At 68.5% G+C, this 18,170-nt stretch carries 13 protein-coding genes; 11 read left to right on the top strand and 2 right to left on the bottom strand.

The window, feature by feature from the left end:
* Nucleotides 1-197: 197 nt before the first annotated feature.
* The 11 genes from F8O03_RS13865 to F8O03_RS13815 all read left to right on the top strand — a co-directional run bounded on the left by F8O03_RS13865 (nucleotide 198) and on the right by F8O03_RS13815 (nucleotide 15,629).
* Nucleotides 198-1,115: a PRD domain-containing protein gene (locus F8O03_RS13865; protein ID WP_151424369.1), complete on the top strand. Its 918-nt coding sequence runs from the start codon at nucleotides 198-200 to the stop codon at nucleotides 1,113-1,115.
* Nucleotides 1,116-1,319: 204 nt separating this feature from the next.
* On the top strand, nucleotides 1,320-3,179 hold the full coding sequence (locus F8O03_RS13860; RefSeq protein WP_151424368.1) for a beta-glucoside-specific PTS transporter subunit IIABC: 1,860 nt from the start codon (nucleotides 1,320-1,322) through the stop codon (nucleotides 3,177-3,179).
* Nucleotides 3,180-3,260: 81 nt separating this feature from the next.
* A complete protein-coding gene (locus tag F8O03_RS13855; RefSeq protein WP_151424367.1) occupies nucleotides 3,261-4,673 on the top strand; it encodes a glycoside hydrolase family 1 protein in 1,413 nt (470 codons plus the stop codon).
* A 481-nt stretch (nucleotides 4,674-5,154) separates the two neighbouring features.
* Nucleotides 5,155-6,645, top strand: coding sequence for an FAD-binding oxidoreductase (locus tag F8O03_RS13850; protein ID WP_151424366.1), 1,491 nt, complete (start codon nucleotides 5,155-5,157; stop codon nucleotides 6,643-6,645).
* A gap of 87 nt (nucleotides 6,646-6,732) precedes the next feature.
* Nucleotides 6,733-8,385: an ABC transporter substrate-binding protein gene (locus tag F8O03_RS13845; protein ID WP_151424365.1), complete on the top strand. Its 1,653-nt coding sequence runs from the start codon at nucleotides 6,733-6,735 to the stop codon at nucleotides 8,383-8,385.
* A gap of 1 nt (nucleotide 8,386) precedes the next feature.
* Nucleotides 8,387-9,520 (top strand): ABC transporter permease, encoded by a 1,134-nt coding sequence (locus tag F8O03_RS13840; protein ID WP_151424364.1) that lies wholly within the window; start codon nucleotides 8,387-8,389, stop codon nucleotides 9,518-9,520.
* Nucleotides 9,517-10,386, top strand: a complete 870-nt coding sequence (locus tag F8O03_RS13835) for an ABC transporter permease (RefSeq protein WP_151424363.1) — start codon at nucleotides 9,517-9,519, stop codon at nucleotides 10,384-10,386. Before F8O03_RS13840 ends, F8O03_RS13835 begins: the two co-directional genes overlap by 4 nt.
* Before the next feature lie 43 nt (nucleotides 10,387-10,429).
* Nucleotides 10,430-12,109, top strand: a complete 1,680-nt coding sequence (locus F8O03_RS13830) for a dipeptide ABC transporter ATP-binding protein (RefSeq protein WP_151424362.1) — start codon at nucleotides 10,430-10,432, stop codon at nucleotides 12,107-12,109.
* An 84-nt stretch (nucleotides 12,110-12,193) separates the two neighbouring features.
* Nucleotides 12,194-13,420 (top strand): aminotransferase-like domain-containing protein, encoded by a 1,227-nt coding sequence (locus F8O03_RS13825; protein WP_151424361.1) that lies wholly within the window; start codon nucleotides 12,194-12,196, stop codon nucleotides 13,418-13,420.
* A 123-nt stretch (nucleotides 13,421-13,543) separates the two neighbouring features.
* Entirely contained in the window at nucleotides 13,544-14,428 is an 885-nt protein-coding gene (locus tag F8O03_RS13820) for an AraC family transcriptional regulator (RefSeq protein ID WP_151424360.1), read from the top strand.
* A gap of 343 nt (nucleotides 14,429-14,771) precedes the next feature.
* Nucleotides 14,772-15,629: a hypothetical protein gene (locus F8O03_RS13815; RefSeq protein ID WP_151424359.1), complete on the top strand. Its 858-nt coding sequence runs from the start codon at nucleotides 14,772-14,774 to the stop codon at nucleotides 15,627-15,629.
* Here F8O03_RS13815 and F8O03_RS13810 read toward each other — a convergent pair.
* Nucleotides 15,626-16,555 (bottom strand): PRD domain-containing protein, encoded by a 930-nt coding sequence (locus F8O03_RS13810; RefSeq protein ID WP_151424358.1) that lies wholly within the window; start codon nucleotides 16,553-16,555, stop codon nucleotides 15,626-15,628. The two genes, F8O03_RS13815 and F8O03_RS13810, sit on opposite strands and share 4 nt — an antisense overlap.
* Nucleotides 16,556-16,699: 144 nt before the next feature.
* A complete protein-coding gene (locus F8O03_RS13805) occupies nucleotides 16,700-18,133 on the bottom strand; it encodes a 6-phospho-beta-glucosidase (RefSeq protein WP_151424357.1) in 1,434 nt (477 codons plus the stop codon).
* Between the last annotated feature and the right edge of the window lie 37 nt (nucleotides 18,134-18,170).

Here is an 18,170-nt window from a genome sequence, read left to right as displayed (position 1 = left end):
TCTCAGCGCCGATGGTACTGCAGGGGGGACCCTGTGGGAGAGTAGGTCACCGCCGGACTTCTTCATGAGCCGGGGTTGGTTGGTGAGTGAGCAGAGATGCTCCTCGCCTCCCAACCCCGGCTTTTTTGTTGCCCGAAAACCCGGCTGCAGAACACGCACGACGATTCCTCCGAGCCAGGAGCAATACAATGCCCACCATGGGTGAATCCCGCAGGAGGAACTCCCCCGACGCCAGCAGCTCTCCGGGACCCGGCATCTCGAAGGTCATCAACAACAACGTTGTGATCCAGATCGACGGTTCCGGGAACGAGCGCGTGCTGATGGGGCGAGGGCTCGGCTTCCAGCTCAAGCCGGGCGACCTCATCGACCCATCCCGCGTCGAGAAGACCTTCGTGCTCGCGACCGGAAGCGAAGGCGACCAGGCGCTGCAGCTGCTGAGCGCCGTGCCCTACGCCGTCGTCGAAGCCGTCATGGGCGCCGTGGACGAAGCCGAGCGCACGCTAGGCCGTGACCTCGGCAAGCGCCTGCCCCTCGCGATCATCGACCACATCCAATACGTCCTCGAACGCCTCGACAAGGGCATCCGAATCCCCGCGACCTCGATGCCGGAGCTTCGGGTGCTGCACCCCCAGGAGTTCGCCGCATCGAAGCAGATGGCGGCCTCGATCTCGGCCGCGCTCGGACGCGAGCTCCCGCCGGAAGAAGCCGTCTTCCTGACCATGCACGTGCTGAACTCCACACGCGACGAACCGGACGGCACCTCGGCGCTCCTCTTCCGGCGCGTGCAGCACGTCGTCGTGACCGTCGAAGCCGGCCTCGGGGTCGACCTCGACGTGGACAGCCACGACTACGCGCGCTTCATCCTCCACATCCAGTTCCTCCTGCAGCGGCTCGTGTCGCGCAGCATGCTCCGCTCCACAGACTCGTCGTTCTTCGACTTCACCAAGCGCACCTACCCGCGTTCGTTCGCGATCGCAGAGCAGGTGAAGGGCTACGTGCGCGAAGCGACGGGCGTCGAGCTGACCGATGAGGAGCTGCTGTACGTCACCGTGCACATCGAGCGCCTCGCTCAGCACATTGCCTATGGCACGGACGTCGAGCCGATGCTAGAGTGACTGCCGCAGGGCAATGAAGTCCTGCGGAATCCTTGGATTGTTACCGGTCAAGCGGGCAAAACCTGAACTCATATCGCCGAAATGGCGGTGTTCGAGTTCAGGTTTTTTTGTTGCCCAAAATCTCCCACGAGACGCCTGGCGGGGCGACAGCACAGGGACTCCAGACTGAGTTGCCGCCACAGGCGGGAGAAGGAGAGCGGTCCCATGGATCACTCAAGAGTTGCAGCGGATGTGCTCAAGGGCGTCGGCGGCGAAGAGAACGTCAAGTCGGTCGTGCACTGCATGACCCGACTGCGCTTCGCGATCAGGGACGACGCGAAGATCGACAAGGCGGCCGTCAAGGCCATCCCGGGCGTCATCACGACGGCCGAGGCCGGCGGCCAGTACCAGGTCGTCATCGGCAACGAGGTGCCAGAGGTCTACGCCGAGCTCGGCAAGATCTCGGGCCTCGTCGCGGGCACGCAGACCACGACGGTCGACCCCGACGAGCCGAAGAAGAACCTCTTCAACCGCTTCATCTCGATGATCGCGGCCCTCTTCACGCCCCTGCTCTGGGCGCTGGCGGGCACCGGCCTGCTGAAGGCCTTCCTGTCCGCTGCGGCGACGTTCGGCTGGATCGCAACCGACACGTCGACCTATCTGGTCCTCAACGCACTGTCCGACGCGTTCATCAACTTCCTGCCGATGGCCCTTGCGATCACGGCCGCGCGATACTTCAAGGCCTCCGAGTGGACCTCCTTCGCGATCGCCGGAGCGCTCGTCTATCCGACGATCACTCCGCTGGTCGGGGCCGAGGGGCTGACGTTCTTCGGTATCCCGTTCACGATGGTCAGCTACGTCTCCAGCGTCATCCCGATCATCCTCATCGTGTGGCTGCAGAGCTACGCCGAGAAGTTCCTCTACGCGAAGCTGCACTCCTCGGTTCGCCGCTTCCTGACGCCCATGATCGTCGTCCTCATCGCGGTCCCGCTCGTCTTCGTGGTCGTCGGACCCATCTCCGCGCTCCTGAGCGGATGGCTCGGCGAGGGCATCGGCTGGATCTTCGCCAACGTGCCATGGCTCGGCGGCGCCATCATGGGCGGTCTGTGGCAGGTGTTCGTCATCTTCGGCCTCCACTGGGGCTTCGTGCCGCTGTTCACCCTCGAGTTCCAGGCGACAGGTCAGATCCTGCTCATCGGCCCCGTGTTCGCCGCCGTGCTCGCACAGTCCGCGGCAGTCGCCGGCGTGTGGGTCCGTACCCGCGACAAGAAGCTCAAGTCGCTCGCCGCTCCCGCGACGCTGTCCGGCTTCCTCGCCGGCATCACGGAGCCCGCGATCTACGGCATCAACCTGCCACTCAAGCGCCCCTTCATCTTCGGCATCATCGGCGGTGCACTCGGCGGTGCGATCATCGCGATCGGCGGCGTCTTCTCCACCGCGTTCGTCGTCCCCTCCGGCCTGGCGCTGCCGGCGCTCTTCGGCAACGGCAACATGGTGTTCCTCGGCCTCGGCCTGGTCGCCGCGATCGTGGTGTCCTTCCTGCTCACCGTCATCCTCGGCTTCAAGGACCCGGTGGATGAGGACGCTCCGGCGGCGGTCGCCAACAACGACCTCGAGGTCCGCAGCCCCCTCGACGGCACCGCCGTCGGGCTCTCCGAGGTGTCGGACCCGGTGTTCGCTGGCGGTGTGCTCGGCAAGGGCGCTGCCGTCCTCCCCAGCTCCGGCGCCGTCTACGCACCCTTCGACGGTGTTGTCGCCGCCGCCTTCCCGACGGGACACGCCATCGGGCTGCGCCACGCGGATGGTGCCGAGGTGCTCATCCACATCGGCGTCGACACCGTGAAGCTGAACGGCCAGCACTTCTCGATGAAGGTCGAGTCCGGCCAGGCCGTCACCGCGGGGCAGCTGCTCATCGAGTTCGACGTCGACGCCATCAAGGCGGCCGGCTACGACGTGACGACGCCCGTCATCATCACGAACGCCGAGCTGTACCCGGAGATCACGAGCCAGGTCACCGGCCCCATCTCGCACGGAGAGCCGCTCTACCTGGCGAAGTCGGTCGAGGCCGTCGCGCTCGCCAAGTAGGCGCATCCACGCCTCCACCTCCACCTCCACATCCTCACGAACTCACGCACGAACGCATCGCAGAACGAAGGAGACACGCGTATGACGACAACGAACTTCCCAGACGGATTCCTCTGGGGCGGCGCGACCGCAGCCAACCAGCTCGAAGGCGGCTACCTCGACGGGGGCAAGGGCCTCTCCATCCAGGACGTCATGCCGAAGGGCATCATGTCCCCTCCTACCGAGGGGCCGACGGACGACAACCTCAAGCACGTCGGCATCGACTTCTACAACCGGTACGCGGAGGACATCGCGCTCTTCGCCGAGATGGGGTTCAAGACGTTCCGCTTCTCGATCGCGTGGAGCCGCATCTTCCCGAAGGGCGACGAGCTCGAGCCGAACGAAGAGGGGCTCGCGTTCTACGACCGCGTGCTCGACGAGCTCGAGAAGCACGGTATCGAGCCGCTCGTCACCATCTCCCACTACGAGACGCCGCTGCACCTCGCGCAAACGTACGACGGGTGGGTGAGCCGTGAGCTGATCGGCTTCTACGAGCGCTACGCGCGGGTGCTGTTCACCCGCTACGGCTCCCGTGTGAAGTACTGGCTCACGTTCAACGAGATCAACTCCGTGCTCCACGCCCCGCTCCTGAGCGGCGGCATCCTCACGCCCAAGGACCAGCTCAGCGAGCAGGACCTCTACCAGGCGATCCACCACGAGCTCGTGGCGTCGGCGCTCGCGACGAAGATCGCGCATGAGATCGCCCCGAACGCGCAGGTCGGCTGCATGCTCATCGCCATGCCCGTCTACCCGCTCACGCCGAGCCCGGCCGATGCGCTCGTCGTCATGGACGTCGACCACTCGAACCTCATGTTCGGCGACGTGCACGTGCGCGGCGAGTACCCGGGCTTCGCGCTTCGCCTCTTCAAGGAGAAGGGCATCAACCTCAACATCACGGATGAGGACCGCGAGATCCTGAAGAACACGGTCGACTTCATCTCGTTCAGCTACTACATGAGCATCGCGGAGACGGCGGACCCCGCGGCTGGCGCCGGCGAGGGCAACATCATGGGCGGTGTGCCGAACCCGACGCTCGAGAAGAGCGAATGGGGCTGGGCGATCGACCCGGTCGGTCTGCGCATCGTCATGAACCAGTTCTGGGAGCGGTGGCAGAAGCCCCTGTTCATCGTCGAGAACGGTCTCGGGGCGAAGGACCAGCTCGTCGAGGTCGGCGGGGTCAAGACCGTCGAGGACGACTACCGCATCGCCTACCTCAACGACCACCTCGTGCAGGCCGGCGAGGCGATCGCCGACGGCGTCGACCTGCTCGGCTACACGACGTGGGGCTGCATCGACCTCGTCTCGGCGAGCACGGCGCAGCTGAGCAAGCGGTACGGCTTCATCTACGTCGACCGCAACGACGACGGCTCGGGCACGCTCGAGCGCTACAAGAAGAAGTCGTTCGACTGGTACGCCGAGGTCATCCGCACCAACGGAGGCAGCCTGCAGGCGTAACGGCAGGCGTCACAACTCCTCCGGCACTCCGCTGCTTGAGGGATCGGCGCTCGCAGAGGCGGGCCGCGCACATCGCGCGGCCCGCTTTTCGTGTCGGTGCTCGCGATCGGGCGCGCCCGGGCAGGGGATTGCCGAGGGCCGCTGACCAACATCAGTGCAATATTCGGGTCTGCACGAGCCCCGGGGCGCTTTTCGCCCGACATCGCACTGATGTTGGACAGCCGGGCTCAACACGCTCGTCGACCCGACCGTCGGAGATGGCGTCACGCGAGGCTGCGACTGCCGCGTGTTGCCTCAGAGGCAACACCGAGGCAACACCGAGCCGACTCCGCGCCACTGTGCAGCGCCCCTCGTTACGAAGCGTGACGCTGTCTGAAGCCCGGCAACGTTCGGCGAAGGGATGCGACGGGCCGCCTATTCACAGCATGGGGGTTTCCGTACCTTTCGAGGGATCACTTCACGCCCCCGTCGAAAGGCCAGCATGCCCACCGAGCTCGCCGCCCACGCGTCGTCGACACCGTTCGCCGGTTCCGCACCTGCGGCGACCGCCGGGTCCGGGTCCGCGCCGTTCGCCGGCTCCGAGACCGCAGGCCGGTTGCAGCGCGTCATCGGAGACCTCGCGAGCGAGCTGCCGCAGCTCGAGCTGCGCGTTCCCTCTGTCGAGACGCGAGAGTACGCGGTGGATGCGAGCACCAGGACGCGCCTCGCCAACCTCGACCTGGGCCCGGCAGTCGCATTCCCCGTGAGCGCCGAAGAGGTGCAGGCGGTCGTGCGTGCCGCAGCCCGGCACGGTGTTGCCGTCGTTCCGCGCGGCGCAGGGTCGGGCCTCGCGGGCGGAGCGACGGCGGATCAGGAGCAGCTGGTCGTGTCGACGGAGCGCCTGAACCGGATCGTCGAGGTGAGCCCGCTCGACGAGGTCGCCGTCGTCGAGCCCGGTGTCATCAACGCCGACCTCAACCGCCACCTCGAGCCGTACGGGCTCTTCTACGCGCCGGACCCCGCGAGCTGGGACATCTCCTCGATCGGCGGCAACATCGCCACGAACGCGGGCGGCCTGCGCTGCGCGAAGTACGGCGTCACGCGCGAGTCGATCCTCGCGCTCGACGTGGTGCTCGCCGACGGCAGCCTCGTCCATGTCGGCCACCGCTCCATCAAGGGCGTCACGGGCCTCGACCTCGTCTCCGTGTTCGTGGGCTCGGAGGGCATCCTGGGCATCGTCGTCGCGGCGACGGTCCGCTTGCGCCCCGTCCCCGTCGCTCGCCGCACGGTCTCGGCGTTCTTCGAGAGCACGGCGGCCGGTGCGGATGCGCTCTCGGCCATCACACGCAGCACGGTGCGTCCCAGCGTCGTCGAGCTCTTCGACTCGCGCACGCTCGAGAACATCGACCAGCACACCGGCAGCACGCTCACCGCCCGCGGTGGAGCCCTCCTGCTCATCGAGCTCGACGGCTACGGCATCGACGAGCAGTCCGCCGATCTGCGAGCCGCGCTCGAGGCCGTCGGCGGTCTCGTCACCGAGGAGAGCGTCGAGGACGGCGAAGCGCTCTGGGAGCTGCGCCGCTCGGGTCGCGGCTTCGACCCGGCCGAGTGGTTCGCCGGTGGCGACATCGCCGTGCCGAAGTCGCGCATCCCCGAGATGTTCGCCCACTTCCCCGTCGTCGAGGAGCGCTTCGGCGTCACGATCGGCGCCGTCGCGCACGCTGGCGACGGCAACCTCCACCCCATCGTCACGCTCCGCATGCCCGAGGGCGCGGACCCGTCCGTCGTGCCGCCGCAGCTGCACGACGCGGCCAGTGCACTCGCGCAGTTCGCGCTCGAGCTCGGCGGCACCGTGAGCGGCGAGCACGGCATCGGGTCCTCGAAGCTCGACCTCGCCGCCCTCGAGCTCTCCGACCGCAACCGGGCAGCACAGCACGCGATCAAGAGGGCGCTCGACCCGGCCGCTCTCTTCAACCCCGGCAAGGCCATCTGACCGCCAGCGCGCACCCGGCGCCTCGAGCCTCCCGCTCACCGACTCCCTTCCATGCAGCAGCACACCCCCGAGAAAGCAGCACACACCATGTCGACACGACACCCACGACTCCGACGGAAACTCGCCGCAGCCATCGGCGTGCTCGCGAGCATGTCGCTGCTTGCCGCCTGCGCGACGTCCGATGCGACCCCCGGCGCCGCAGGCGGGGGAGAGCCGCAGGCGGGCGGAGACATCACGTTCCTCATCGACTCGCTCGGTGACACGTGGATCCCCAACAACGGGTCCATCTCCAGCTACCAGGGGCAGGTGTGGCGGCAGCTCACCGACAAGCTCGTCTACGTGGATGAGGAGGGGACCGTCAGCCCCTGGGTCGCAGAGAGCTGGGAGCAGAACGACGACGCGACGGAGTACACGCTCAACCTCAGGGACGGCGTGACCTTCTCGGACGGCACACCCGTCGACGCGGATGCGGTCGTCGCGAACCTGGACATCTGGGCGAAGGGCGACCCGGAGCGCGGCATCAACCGCATCGGCCTGTTCCCCTCCGCGAACTACGAGACCGCGACCGCTGTCGACCCGTCGACGGTCAAGGTCACGTTCACCCAGCCGACCCTCGGCTTCATCCCGACGCTCGGCTACCACGGCTCGATCCTGCTGTCGCCGGAGACGATCGCACTGCCGGCAGAGGGGCAGGCTGACCTCAGCAACGCCATCGGCAGCGGCGCCTTCACCGTCGAGTCCTGGCAGGAGGGCGACAACGTGGTCCTCACGAAGCGCGACGACTACAGCTGGGGCCCGGAGGCGCTCGAGCACACCGGTCCCGCCTACCTCGACTCGATCACGTACAAGATCGTCGCCGAGCAGTCGCTGCGCACCGCGTCCGTGCAGTCCTCTCAGGCCGACGTCGGCTACAACGCGTCCCCGCAGGAGCTGGAGGCGCTGAGCTCGGAGGGCTTCCAGGTCGCGACTCCCCGCTATCTCGGCTTCGCGTACGGCTTCGCCGTCGACACGCGAGTGGAGCCCTTCGGTGAGACGGCCGTCCGGCAGGCATTCCAGCACGGCATCGACCGGCAGGAGATCCTCGACACCGTCTACACCGACGACTGGCAGGCAGCCGAGTCGTTCATCCAGAGCAACGTTCCCGAAGCCACGGACCATGCGGCGGCCTTCGCCTATGACCCCGAGGAATCGGAGCGGCTCCTCGACGAGGCAGGCTGGGTTGCCGGCGCCGACGGTGTTCGCGCCAAGGACGGCAAGCGGCTGGAAGTGACGCTGCACCCGACGCCGTACCTGGCGACCTCGCAGCCCGTGGACGAGCTCATCGCGCAGCAGCTGACGCGGATCGGCTTCGACGTGACCCTTGAGGCGTTCGACGTCATCACCTACGGCGAACGCGTCACGAACAAGGAGGGCATCGCCGTCGAGGAGCCGACTCGCAGCTTCATCGACATCGGAACGGTCGCGGGGGTGCTCACGAGCGTGAACGGCGGCGAGGACTGGTTCGGCGTCGGCGAGAGCGACACGACCCTCAACGACTTCGCGACGGGCATCTCGACGGCCAGCGACTCCGAGGCACGCGCGCAGCTTGCGGACGAGCTCCAGGCCTACGTGCTCGAGCAGGGGTACTACGTGCCGGTCACGCAGATCGTGCAGCGCATCTACGTGCAGCAGCCTGGCCTGCAGGGCGTGACCTACGACGGCGTGGCGTTCGCGAACTACGCCACCGCCTGGTTGAGCTGACATGCGAGGCCGGTACACGCGCTTCGCGTTGAGGCGCACGGGGCAGGCGGTGATCGTCGTGCTGCTCGCCTACGTCTTCACGTTCTTCGTCATCAGCGTGCTGCCGGGCGACCCGGTGACGAGCACGCTCCGGAACCCGGAGAACGGGTTCACGGAGGAGGAGATCGCCCGCATCGTGGCCTACTACGGCCTCGACCAGCCGCTGCTCGTGCAGCTGTGGGGGTCGCTCACGCGGTTCGTCGTCGGCGACTTCGGCGTCTCGCTGCGGTCGAACCTCCCCGTCGCCGACCTCATCGGGGATGCGCTGCCTTCGACGCTCGCGCTCGCGGGCAGCGCCCTCCTCGTCGCCGTGGTGCTCGCCGCGCTCATCGCGTTCGGGACGCAGGTGCTGCCGGTCCGCTACGGCCAGGGCCTGCTCCGCGCGTTCCCGTCGCTGTTCCTGTCGGTGCCGAACTTCGTCATCGGCCTGCTCCTCATCACCGTGTTCGCGTTCGGGCTCTGCCTGTTCCGCATCGTGGACCCGGAGAGCGGATGGGCGACGTTCTTCGCCGCCGTCGCCCTCGGCATCCCCGTCTCCGCGCAGATCGCGGAGGTGCTCATCACGAACCTCGACCACGCATCCTCGCAGGAGTACGCGTCGGTGGCGCGCTCGCGCGGCCTCACGCAGCGTCGCCTCTTCACCCGCCACCTGCTGAAGCCGTCCGCACTCCCCGCCGTCACGGTCCTCGCGCTCACGGTGGGCGAGCTGCTCGGCGGCTCGCTCATCACCGAGGCCGTCTTCGGGCGGAGCGGCATCGGCAGCGTCGTGCAGCGCGCCGTCGCGAGCCAGGACCTCCCGGTGCTGCAGGCCGTCGTCGGCCTCGCCGCGGTCGTCTTCGTCGTCGTCAACCTGCTCGCCGACCTCGCCTACCCGATCCTCGACCCGCGCGTCGACATCGAGGGCAACCGCAAGAAGGGCGGGCCCGTGATCGGCGATGGTGACGCATCCGCATCCGCATCCGCATCCGCATCCGCATCCGCACCCGAGCGCGCGAAGGCATCCGCCGCGTCCCAGTCCTCGCCGTCCGACTCGCTCGAGCCCGACTCACCCCTCAAGCCCGACTCACCACTCAAGGAAGAGGCGAGCATCGTATGACCTCCGCAGTTCTGAACGCCGCCCCAGCCGCCACGGGCGGACGCAGCCCGAAGGCCGCATTCAAGGTGCGCGCGATCGGCGTGCTCCCGCCGACGGTCGTGCTGTCGTTCGTCGTCCTCGCCCTGGTTCTGGCCTGGTCGCTGCTCCCCGGGGTCTTCACCACGTACAGCCCCGTCGACGGGGTGCCGGCCGACAAGTTCCTCGGTCCGAGCCTGCAGCACTGGTTCGGGACCGACCACCTGGGCCGCGACCAGTTCGCGCGGGTCGTCTTCGGCACGCAGTCGTCGATCTCGTCGGCGCTCGTCGCCGTCGTCATCGGTGTGGTCGTCGGCGGTGCGATCGGCCTCATCGGCGGCTTCATCGGCTCGTGGACCGACACGGTGCTCGCCCGGTTCGTGGACGTGCTGCTCGCGATCCCGAGCTTCCTCCTCGCGGTCGTCATCGTCTCCTCGCTCGGCTTCCAGACCATCAACGCCGCGATCGCGACGGGCGTCTCCGCGGTCGCCGTCTTCGCCCGCGTCATGCGCTCCGAGGTGCTGAAGACGAGGCGGGCCACGTTCGTGGAGGCCGCGTACCTGCAGGGCGGCTCGAAGTGGCACGTGCTCGGTCGGCACGTCCTGCCGAACGCCTCCCGCTCGGTGCTCGCGCTTGCCGTGCTGCAGTTCGGGCTGTCGATCCTCGTCATCGCCGGCCTCGCGTTCCTCGGCTACGGCGACCCGCCGCCCGCATCCGACTGGGGCCTCCTCATCTCCAACGGCAAGGACTACCCGCGTGCCCCCTGGCTTGTCCTGTGGCCCGCGCTTGTCACCATCGCGACGGTGCTCTCCGTCAACCGCATCAGCCGGTGGCTCCGGCAGACGTCCTGATCGCTCGCCTGATCCCGACTGAACAGACGAAGAGAGACCCGCTATGACATCAGCATCAGCATCAGACCGGCAGCCCCTCCTGCAGGTCGAGAACCTGTCGGTCGCGTATGGGAAGAGCCAGGTCGTGACCGACGTCAGCTTCACCCTCAACCGAGGCGAGAGCCTCGCGCTCATCGGGGAGTCGGGGTCGGGCAAGTCGACCATCGCCCGCGCGATCCTCCGCCTCCTGCCCGACGGCGGCAGGGCGGCCGGCAGCATCCGCTTCGAGGGCAAGGATGTGCTGGCCTACTCGCCGCGCCAGTTCCGGCCGCTGCGTGGCACGCGCATCGGCTTCGTGCCGCAGGACCCGGCGAACGCCCTCAACCCCGTGCGCACCATCGGCTCGCAGGCGCACGAGGCCGCCGACCTCGTCGACGGCCTGTCGCGCGACGAGCAGCGCGAGCTCATCTTCGCGACCTTCGAGCGGGTCGGGCTGCCCGACCCGAAGCGGGTCTACGAGTCGTACCCGCACCAGCTCTCCGGCGGCATGCTGCAGCGTGTGCTCATCGGCCTCGCCGTGCTGCCGAGCCCCGACCTGCTCATCGCCGACGAGCCGACCAGCGCGCTCGACGTGACGATCCAGAAGCGCATCCTCGAAGTCCTCAGCGAGCTGCAGAGCGCCCTCGGCATCGGGCTCGTGCTCATCACGCACGATCTCGCGATCGCGGCCGAGCGCACGCAGAAGATCGTTGTCCTCAAGGGCGGCACGGTGCAGGAGTCCGGCCCCACCGAGCTGGTCTTCACCGAGTCGACGTCGCCGTACACGGTTCGCCTGCGGCAGGATGCGCCGGCGTTGAACCCCGACCGGTACGGCTCGCTGCGCAATCGGGATGAGCAGAGCCGGGACGGCCGTGGAGGTTCGGCCGACCAGGTCGCCGTCGCGGGCGTCTCGAAGAGCTTCTCCGTCGGCGACCGCAGAGTCGCGGCGCTCGACGACGTGTCGTTCGCCGTGAGGGCCGGAACTACCCACGCGCTCGTGGGGGAGTCGGGCTCCGGGAAGACCACGGCCGTCCGCATCCTCCTCGGCCTCGAGGAGGCGGACGCCGGCGAGGTCCGGGTCGGCGACGCGCGGGTCGACGGCAGCTCGCCGAAGCAGCTCCGCGAGATCCGCCGCCACCTGCAGCTCGTCTACCAGAACCCGTTCACCTCGCTCGATCCGACGTGGCGGGTGGAGCGCATCGTGCGCGAGCCGCTCGACCGCTACAAGGTGGGCGACAAGCGTGAGCGTGCCGAGAAGGCGCGTGCCGCGCTCGCGTCGGTCGGCCTGGGCGAGGAGTTCCTGTCGAGGAAGCCCTCGGCCCTCTCCGGCGGGCAGCGTCAGCGCGTCGCGATCGCGCGCGCCCTCGTGCTGCGCCCCGACGTGCTGGTGCTCGACGAGCCGACCTCGGCGCTCGACGTGACCGTGCAGGCCGAGATCTTCGAGGTGCTGTTCCAGCTGCAGGCCGAGCTCGGCCTCACCTACCTGTTCGTCTCGCACGATCTCGCGCTCGTCCGGCAGGTCGCCGACACGGTGTCGGTGCTGCAGGGCGGGAGGGTCGTCGAGTCGGGACGCGTCGCCGAGGTGCTCGCGCATCCCGAGCAGCCGTACACGCGGGCGCTCATGGACGCCATCCCGACCCCGGGCTACGGGCAAACTGCCCCGGCGGCCACGACGCCGGCCGCGCAGGTCCCGGCGCTCGTCTGACGCGTCGCCCCGAACATCCACCTGAACTCACCGTCTCGGCCCGGCCGGGGCCGATCGCATCACGCGAGAGAGAACGACGACACCATGACAACCACCGCCGCACTGCAGACGCTCACGCACAGCGAGCCCCCGACCTGGACCTCGACCGAGCTCGCCCGCGCGTTCACGGCGCCGAAGGGCTTCGGCGACGTCACCCTGCGCGACCGTCACCCGGACGCGATCGAGCTGCTCGGTGGCATCCCCGACCCGTCGGTGCTGCCGTCGGCCGAGCTGGCCGAGGCGACCGCGCGCGTCCTCTCGGTGCCGGGCGTGCCGGCGCTGCAGTACGGGCGCACCGAGGGCGTCCCGGCCCTCCGGGAGTGGATCGCCGCTCGCGAAGGCGTGCCGGTGTCCCGCATCCTGGTCACCAACGGCGGCTTCCACGGCATCTCGCTGGCCGTGCAGCTCGTCGTCGAACGCGGCGGGCTCGTGGCGGTCGACAACCCGATCTTCCCCCTGTTCCTGCGTGGGCTCGAGCTCTCGGACGCCAAGATCCTGCCGATCACGGTCGGCCGCGACGGCTTCGACGTCGCTGAGCTCGAGGCGCACCTCGTCGCCGGTGCCCGCCCCTCGGCCGTCTACACGGTGCCCGATTTCCACAACCCGTCGCAGCACAGCCTCACCCTCGAGGGACGCCGCGAGCTCGTGCGGCTCGCTGAGCAGTACAACTTCATCCTGCTCGCCGACAACCCGTACCGGGAACTGGGCTTCCGGGGTGAGGAGCTCGACTTCGAGGTGTTCAACAGCTCGTCGCACGTGATCCACATCAACACGTTCACGAAGACGCTCGGCCCCGGCCTGCGCCTCGGCTGGCTCGTGCTGCCGGAGCGGCTCGTGCCCGACTTCGTGTCGCTGCGCGCCCGCCAGGACTCGCACTCGTCGCAGCTCGTGGAGCACGCGGTCGCCGAGCTGCTCGGCTCGACGCCCACGTTCTTCGACGACACCCTCGCCACGGCACGCACCCTGTACCGGCAGCGGGCGGATGCGCTCTCCGCGGCCCTCGAGGCGGAGGCCCCCGGGGTCTTCGAGATCGACGCACCCGAGGGTGGGCTGTTCCTCTGGCCGCGCATCGCGGACGACTCGATCGACGCCGACAAGCTCGCGGACGACGCGACGGCCGAGGGCATCAGCTACCAGCGCGGCTCGTTCTTCCCGTCCGGTCCTGGCACGGATTCCGACCGCCGACTCCGGCTCTCCTACGGCGACACCCCCATCGAGCGGCTCCAGGAGGGCGCCGTCCGCCTCGGCCGCGCAGTCGCGACGCAGCGCTGACGCGCGCAGAAGGGCCTGCCGTGGGCGACCTCGGAATCGGGCGCCCGAAGATGGACATCAAGAACTGGGAGGGAGGCGTGAAGCTGAGTCATCGCAGGCGCACCTGCATGGGAAAATGACCGCGTGGCTTCCCCCCAGCGACACCGGCACCGGGGGAGCAGTGCGCTCACGTTCGCTGAGCTGAGCGGCTACCGGGTGAAGCAGGCCGGGCCCGACTTCGCCGTCGACGTCACCGCGATCGACCTGGGCGAGGTCGCCATGTGGAGGCTCCGGTTGTCCCCGGTGCGCGCCACGATCGGCGAGATCATCCCTGGCGACCTCGAGACCGTGCAGGTGCTCTCCTCCATCACGGGCACCACCACGGTCACCATCGCGGGGGTCGCGCACGAGCTGCCCCCTGGCTCGTTCCTCCTCTTCGATCCGCGGAAGCCACACGAGTTCTCGAGCCCTGACGAGACGACGCTGTTCCTCTACTCCGTGCGAAGATCCGCCATCGAGCCGATCATCAGGGAGTTCCCGCTCAGAGTTGACGCCGACCCCGTCTACAGCCGCGCCCTGCGTGCGCTTGTCACGAGCATCCTGGATTCGGACACCGAGTACTCGGGGCCGGGCGCGGGCAACCTCCGCATCGCCATCGAGTCGGCCCTGCTCGCGAGCATCGCGGAGGCCGTCGGTCGTTTCAGGGCGGATGCGGGTGACGGCGGCGACCGCTTCATCGTGCTGCTCGAGGGGGCGCGGCAGATCATCGCACGCGAGTTCGCGGATCGCACGCTCACGGCGACGACGCTCGCGCAGCGCCTCAACGTCTCGCGGTCGCTGCTGCACAGGGCATTCGAGAGCGTGGGGATGACCCCGGCGGTGGAGTTGCGGAACGCCCGCGCGAGGCACGCCGGGCACCTGCTCGCCGAGGGCGATTCGGCCGCCCAGCGCAGGTCGGCGGCGAAGTCGGCGGGCTTCGCGTCCGTGCTTTCCATGCAGCAGGCGATCGAGGCGCTCGGGCGCGACTGAACGCTACGCCGATCCGGGCCATCGTTGAGGCGCCGGCGCTGCACGTCTCTCGGCGAGAAGGTCGACGATCTGTCGCGGGATTCGTCTGATCCGTCGCCGGACCGACCGGTAGGTCTATGGGTTCGCATAGTGTTTTGGCTATCCGGCCGTTCGTCGCGAACCGCCGCTGCGTAGCGCCACATGGCGGAGACCGCGGCTGCGGAGGTGGCGATGGCCAGCACGCTCTCGCACCGAACGCACCCCCGCGCGGTGCTCTTCCGTGCGCCAGCACTCGCCTCGACACTGCCCCCGGTGTCGCCCTTGTCGCTGGCGTGCTCTCATGCCCCCGCAGAAGGACGCCCACATGCAGAACGCCGCAGCATCCAAGACCGAGACCACCGCAGGCCAGACGACGAGTCGCCGCAGCCTGCTCACCGCGGCGGCCTGGTCGGCGCCAGTGCTCGCGCTCGCAGTCGCCGCGCCGCTCGCGGCCGCCTCCACGCTGTGCGTCGACCCCGACGTGGGCATCAACTGGGGACTCGCGACCGTCACCGGTGCCGCGGCCAGCCTGGGCGCATCGTCGACGCTCGACCGTCGTGCCGTGTTCACCCCGCAGAACTCGACCAGGCCGTCGACCCCGAACGTGACGGCAAGCGTCCGTCACACGTTCGCCGGCAACGCCCGCGCCGAGACGAACGACGGCACCGTCTCAGCGCAGAACGTCGGCGGCATCGGACAGCGCGGCTACCAGATCAACCAGCGGGTCGGCGACGGCAGCACGCAACCCACGTCGGCTGACGTGCAGTCGGTGGTCTTCACGTTCGACGAAGACCTCTACAACGTGCGCTTCGCGATCACCGACATCGACCGTGCCTGGCGTCAAGGCGCGTCCACCATGGTCGACCGACGGACGCGCGACTTCCTCGACGGCGTCGTCCTCGAGTCCGCCGCCCCGAGGACGTTCTCGATCCCGAGCGGGTCGACGGTCACCGGCGCTGGCACGTCGGCGAGCCCCTGGTACAACTCGACCGACGGCAACAAGAACGAGGACGCCCCTGGCGGACAGGTCGACGTGGTCTTCCCCGGGCCGGTGCGCTCCTTCACGGTGCGCTACCTCAACCTCGGCTACACGCAGGGCACGACGAACAACACGGTGACCCAGTACAACGACCAGACGATCTTCGTGACCGGTATGCGGGTCGAGCGCCGGGCCGCCTGCTAGGCGCTGGTGGGGGCGGGCCCGCCTGACGCCGTCGTGTCAGCGGGGGAACCGGCGGGCACTGCCTGCGGCTCACGGGCGCTCGTCGAAAGCCGGGCGAGGTGGATCTCGAGGTAGCAGACCTCGGCCTCGCTGAGCTTTCCGCCCTGCGCCTCGATGATGCCGCGGACGCGGTCGCTCGTGGCCACGATCTCGGGATACGAGTCGCGGATGGCCGTGAAGAGCTGCGGGGGTGCGCTGTCCAGCTGCGTTCGGGTCGTCATGCGCGCGTACAGGTAGCGCAGGTGGGTGACGAAGCGGGCGACGTTCGTGGGGTCGGCGGTCGCATCCGCCCCCAAGGTTTCGGTGACCACGTCGACGACGCTCTGCAGGGTCTTCGTCATCGCGACGGTCTGCGAGGTGTCGGACTTCGCGAACTGCGCGTTGACGAAGTGCATCGCGAACGCGGTGGCCTCATCGGCGTCGATGGCCGCGTCCTCGCCGAGCTCCTCGTTGGCGAAGCCGACGGTGGCCTGCCCGAGCTGCGTCTCGCGGGGGTAGAGCTGCGCGATCTCCCATTTGAGCGGGAAGTCGACGCGCAGGCCGGACTGCGCGCGGACGACCGCGAAGTGCAGGTGGTCGGCGACCGAGAGCAGCAGCGCCTGGCTGGGCCGCACGTCGCCCGCCGTCTCGGCGTGGTCGACGGCCCGGCGTGCCACCCGGAACACCTCGAGTGGAATCTCGCGGGCGAAGTCGGCGAGCTGACGCAGCTCGAGGGCGGTGGATGGGGAGAAGGACTCGGTCGCGGAGGCCAGTTCGACGGTGTCGCCGAGGCGCTTCCCGAAGCCGATGCCGCGGCCGAGCAGGATGACGCGGTCGCCGGCCGCGTCGACCATGATGGCGTTGTTGTTCAACACCCTCAGCAGGGTTCCCGTCAGCGTCGTCGTCATCGGGTCTCCCCTCCTTCTTTTCCTGAATGCGGTGGGCGGCGGTCGGGTGGAGGCGCCGCGCGCACAGATGAAGACTACGTCCGCTTGGACGCAGCCCGAGTGGATTCCCGGGGGCCCCGACGTGCGGGGACCCCGGGGGTGACACTAGATTCCGGTGCCGTTGGCGCTGATGACGCCCGCGTACCAGTCGAAGGACTTCTTCTTCGAGCGCTCCATGGTTCCGTTGCCGGCGTTGTCGCGGTCGACGTAGATCATGCCGTAGCGCTTCTTCATCTCGCCGGTCGTGAACGAGACGACGTCGATGATGCCCCACGGCGTGTATCCCATGAGGTCGACGCCGTCTTCGGAGACGGCGAGCTCGACCTGCTCGATGTGCGCCTTCAGGTACTCGATGCGCGCGTCGTCGTCGATCGAGCCGTCCTCGTTCACGACGTCGACCGCGCCGAAGCCGTTCTCGACGATGAAGAGGGGCAGCTCGTAGCGCTCGGTCAGCACGTTGAGGGCGTAGCGCAGGCCGACGGGGTCGATCTGCCATCCCCAGTCGCTGGCCTTCACGTACGGGTTCGGCACCGAGTTGGCGAGGCCGCCGTTGAAGATCTTCTCGTCGTTCTGCACGTCGGCCTTCGCGACCGTGGACATGTAGTAGCTGAAGCCGAGATAGTCGACGGTGCCCGCGGCGAGGATCTCGGCGTCGCTGTCCTGCCAGCCGATGTCATAGCCCTCACGCTCGCGCTCCCTCACGGCGTAGGCCGGGTAGTGGCCGCGCACGTGCACGTCGGGGAACAGGAAGCGGTCGCGGCTCGAGATCTGCGCCTCGAGCACGTCGGCCGGGTTGCAGGAGTACGGGTAGATCGGCACGTGCGAGATCATGCCGCCGATCTGCAGGTTCGGGTCGATGTCGTGGCCCGCCTTCACGGCGAGCGCGGATGCGAGCAGCTCATTGTGCGCGACCTGCAGCACGACCTCGCGCGGGTTGTCCTCCGGTGTGAGGAGGACACCGGAGTTGGTCCAGAGGAACAGCTCATTGCGGGTGTCGAGCTGGTTGTTGATCTCGTTGAAGGTCATCCAGTACTTGACCTTCGTCGCGTACCGCTCGAAGCACACCTTCGCGAAGCGCTCGAAGAAGCCGACGAGGGCACGGTTGCGGAAGCCGCCGTACTCGCGGGCGAGGTGCAGGGGCACCTCGAAGTGCGAGAGCGTGACGACCGGCTCGATGCCGTGCTTCAGCAGCTCGTCGAAGAGGTCGTCGTAGAACTTCAACCCGGCCTCGTTCGGCTCGAGCTCGTCACCCTTCGGGAAGATGCGGGTCCACTGGATGGACGTGCGGAAGCACTTGAGGCCCATCTCGGCGAGCAGCGCGATGTCCTCGCGGTACCGGTGGTAGTGGTCGATGGCCTCGTGGTTCGGGTAGAACTCGCCGGCCTCGACGGAGTCGGTGATGCGGCGGGGCACGCCGTGCTCGCCCGCGGTGAGGACGTCGACGACGCTCGGGCCCTTGCCGTCGGCATCCCACCCGCCCTCGAGCTGGTGTGCTGCGACGGCGCCGCCCCAGAGGAAGTCGCTTGGGAGTCTGCTCATGGTGATGAGTGCCTTTCTCGTCTGTGGTTTCGTCAGG

The organism is Pseudoclavibacter terrae (assembly GCF_008831075.1).
Taxonomy (GTDB): Bacteria; Actinomycetota; Actinomycetes; order Actinomycetales; family Microbacteriaceae; genus Pseudoclavibacter; species Pseudoclavibacter terrae.
The sequence above is the reverse complement of the archived record's forward strand: the minus strand, read 5'-3'. Positions and strand labels throughout refer to the sequence as shown.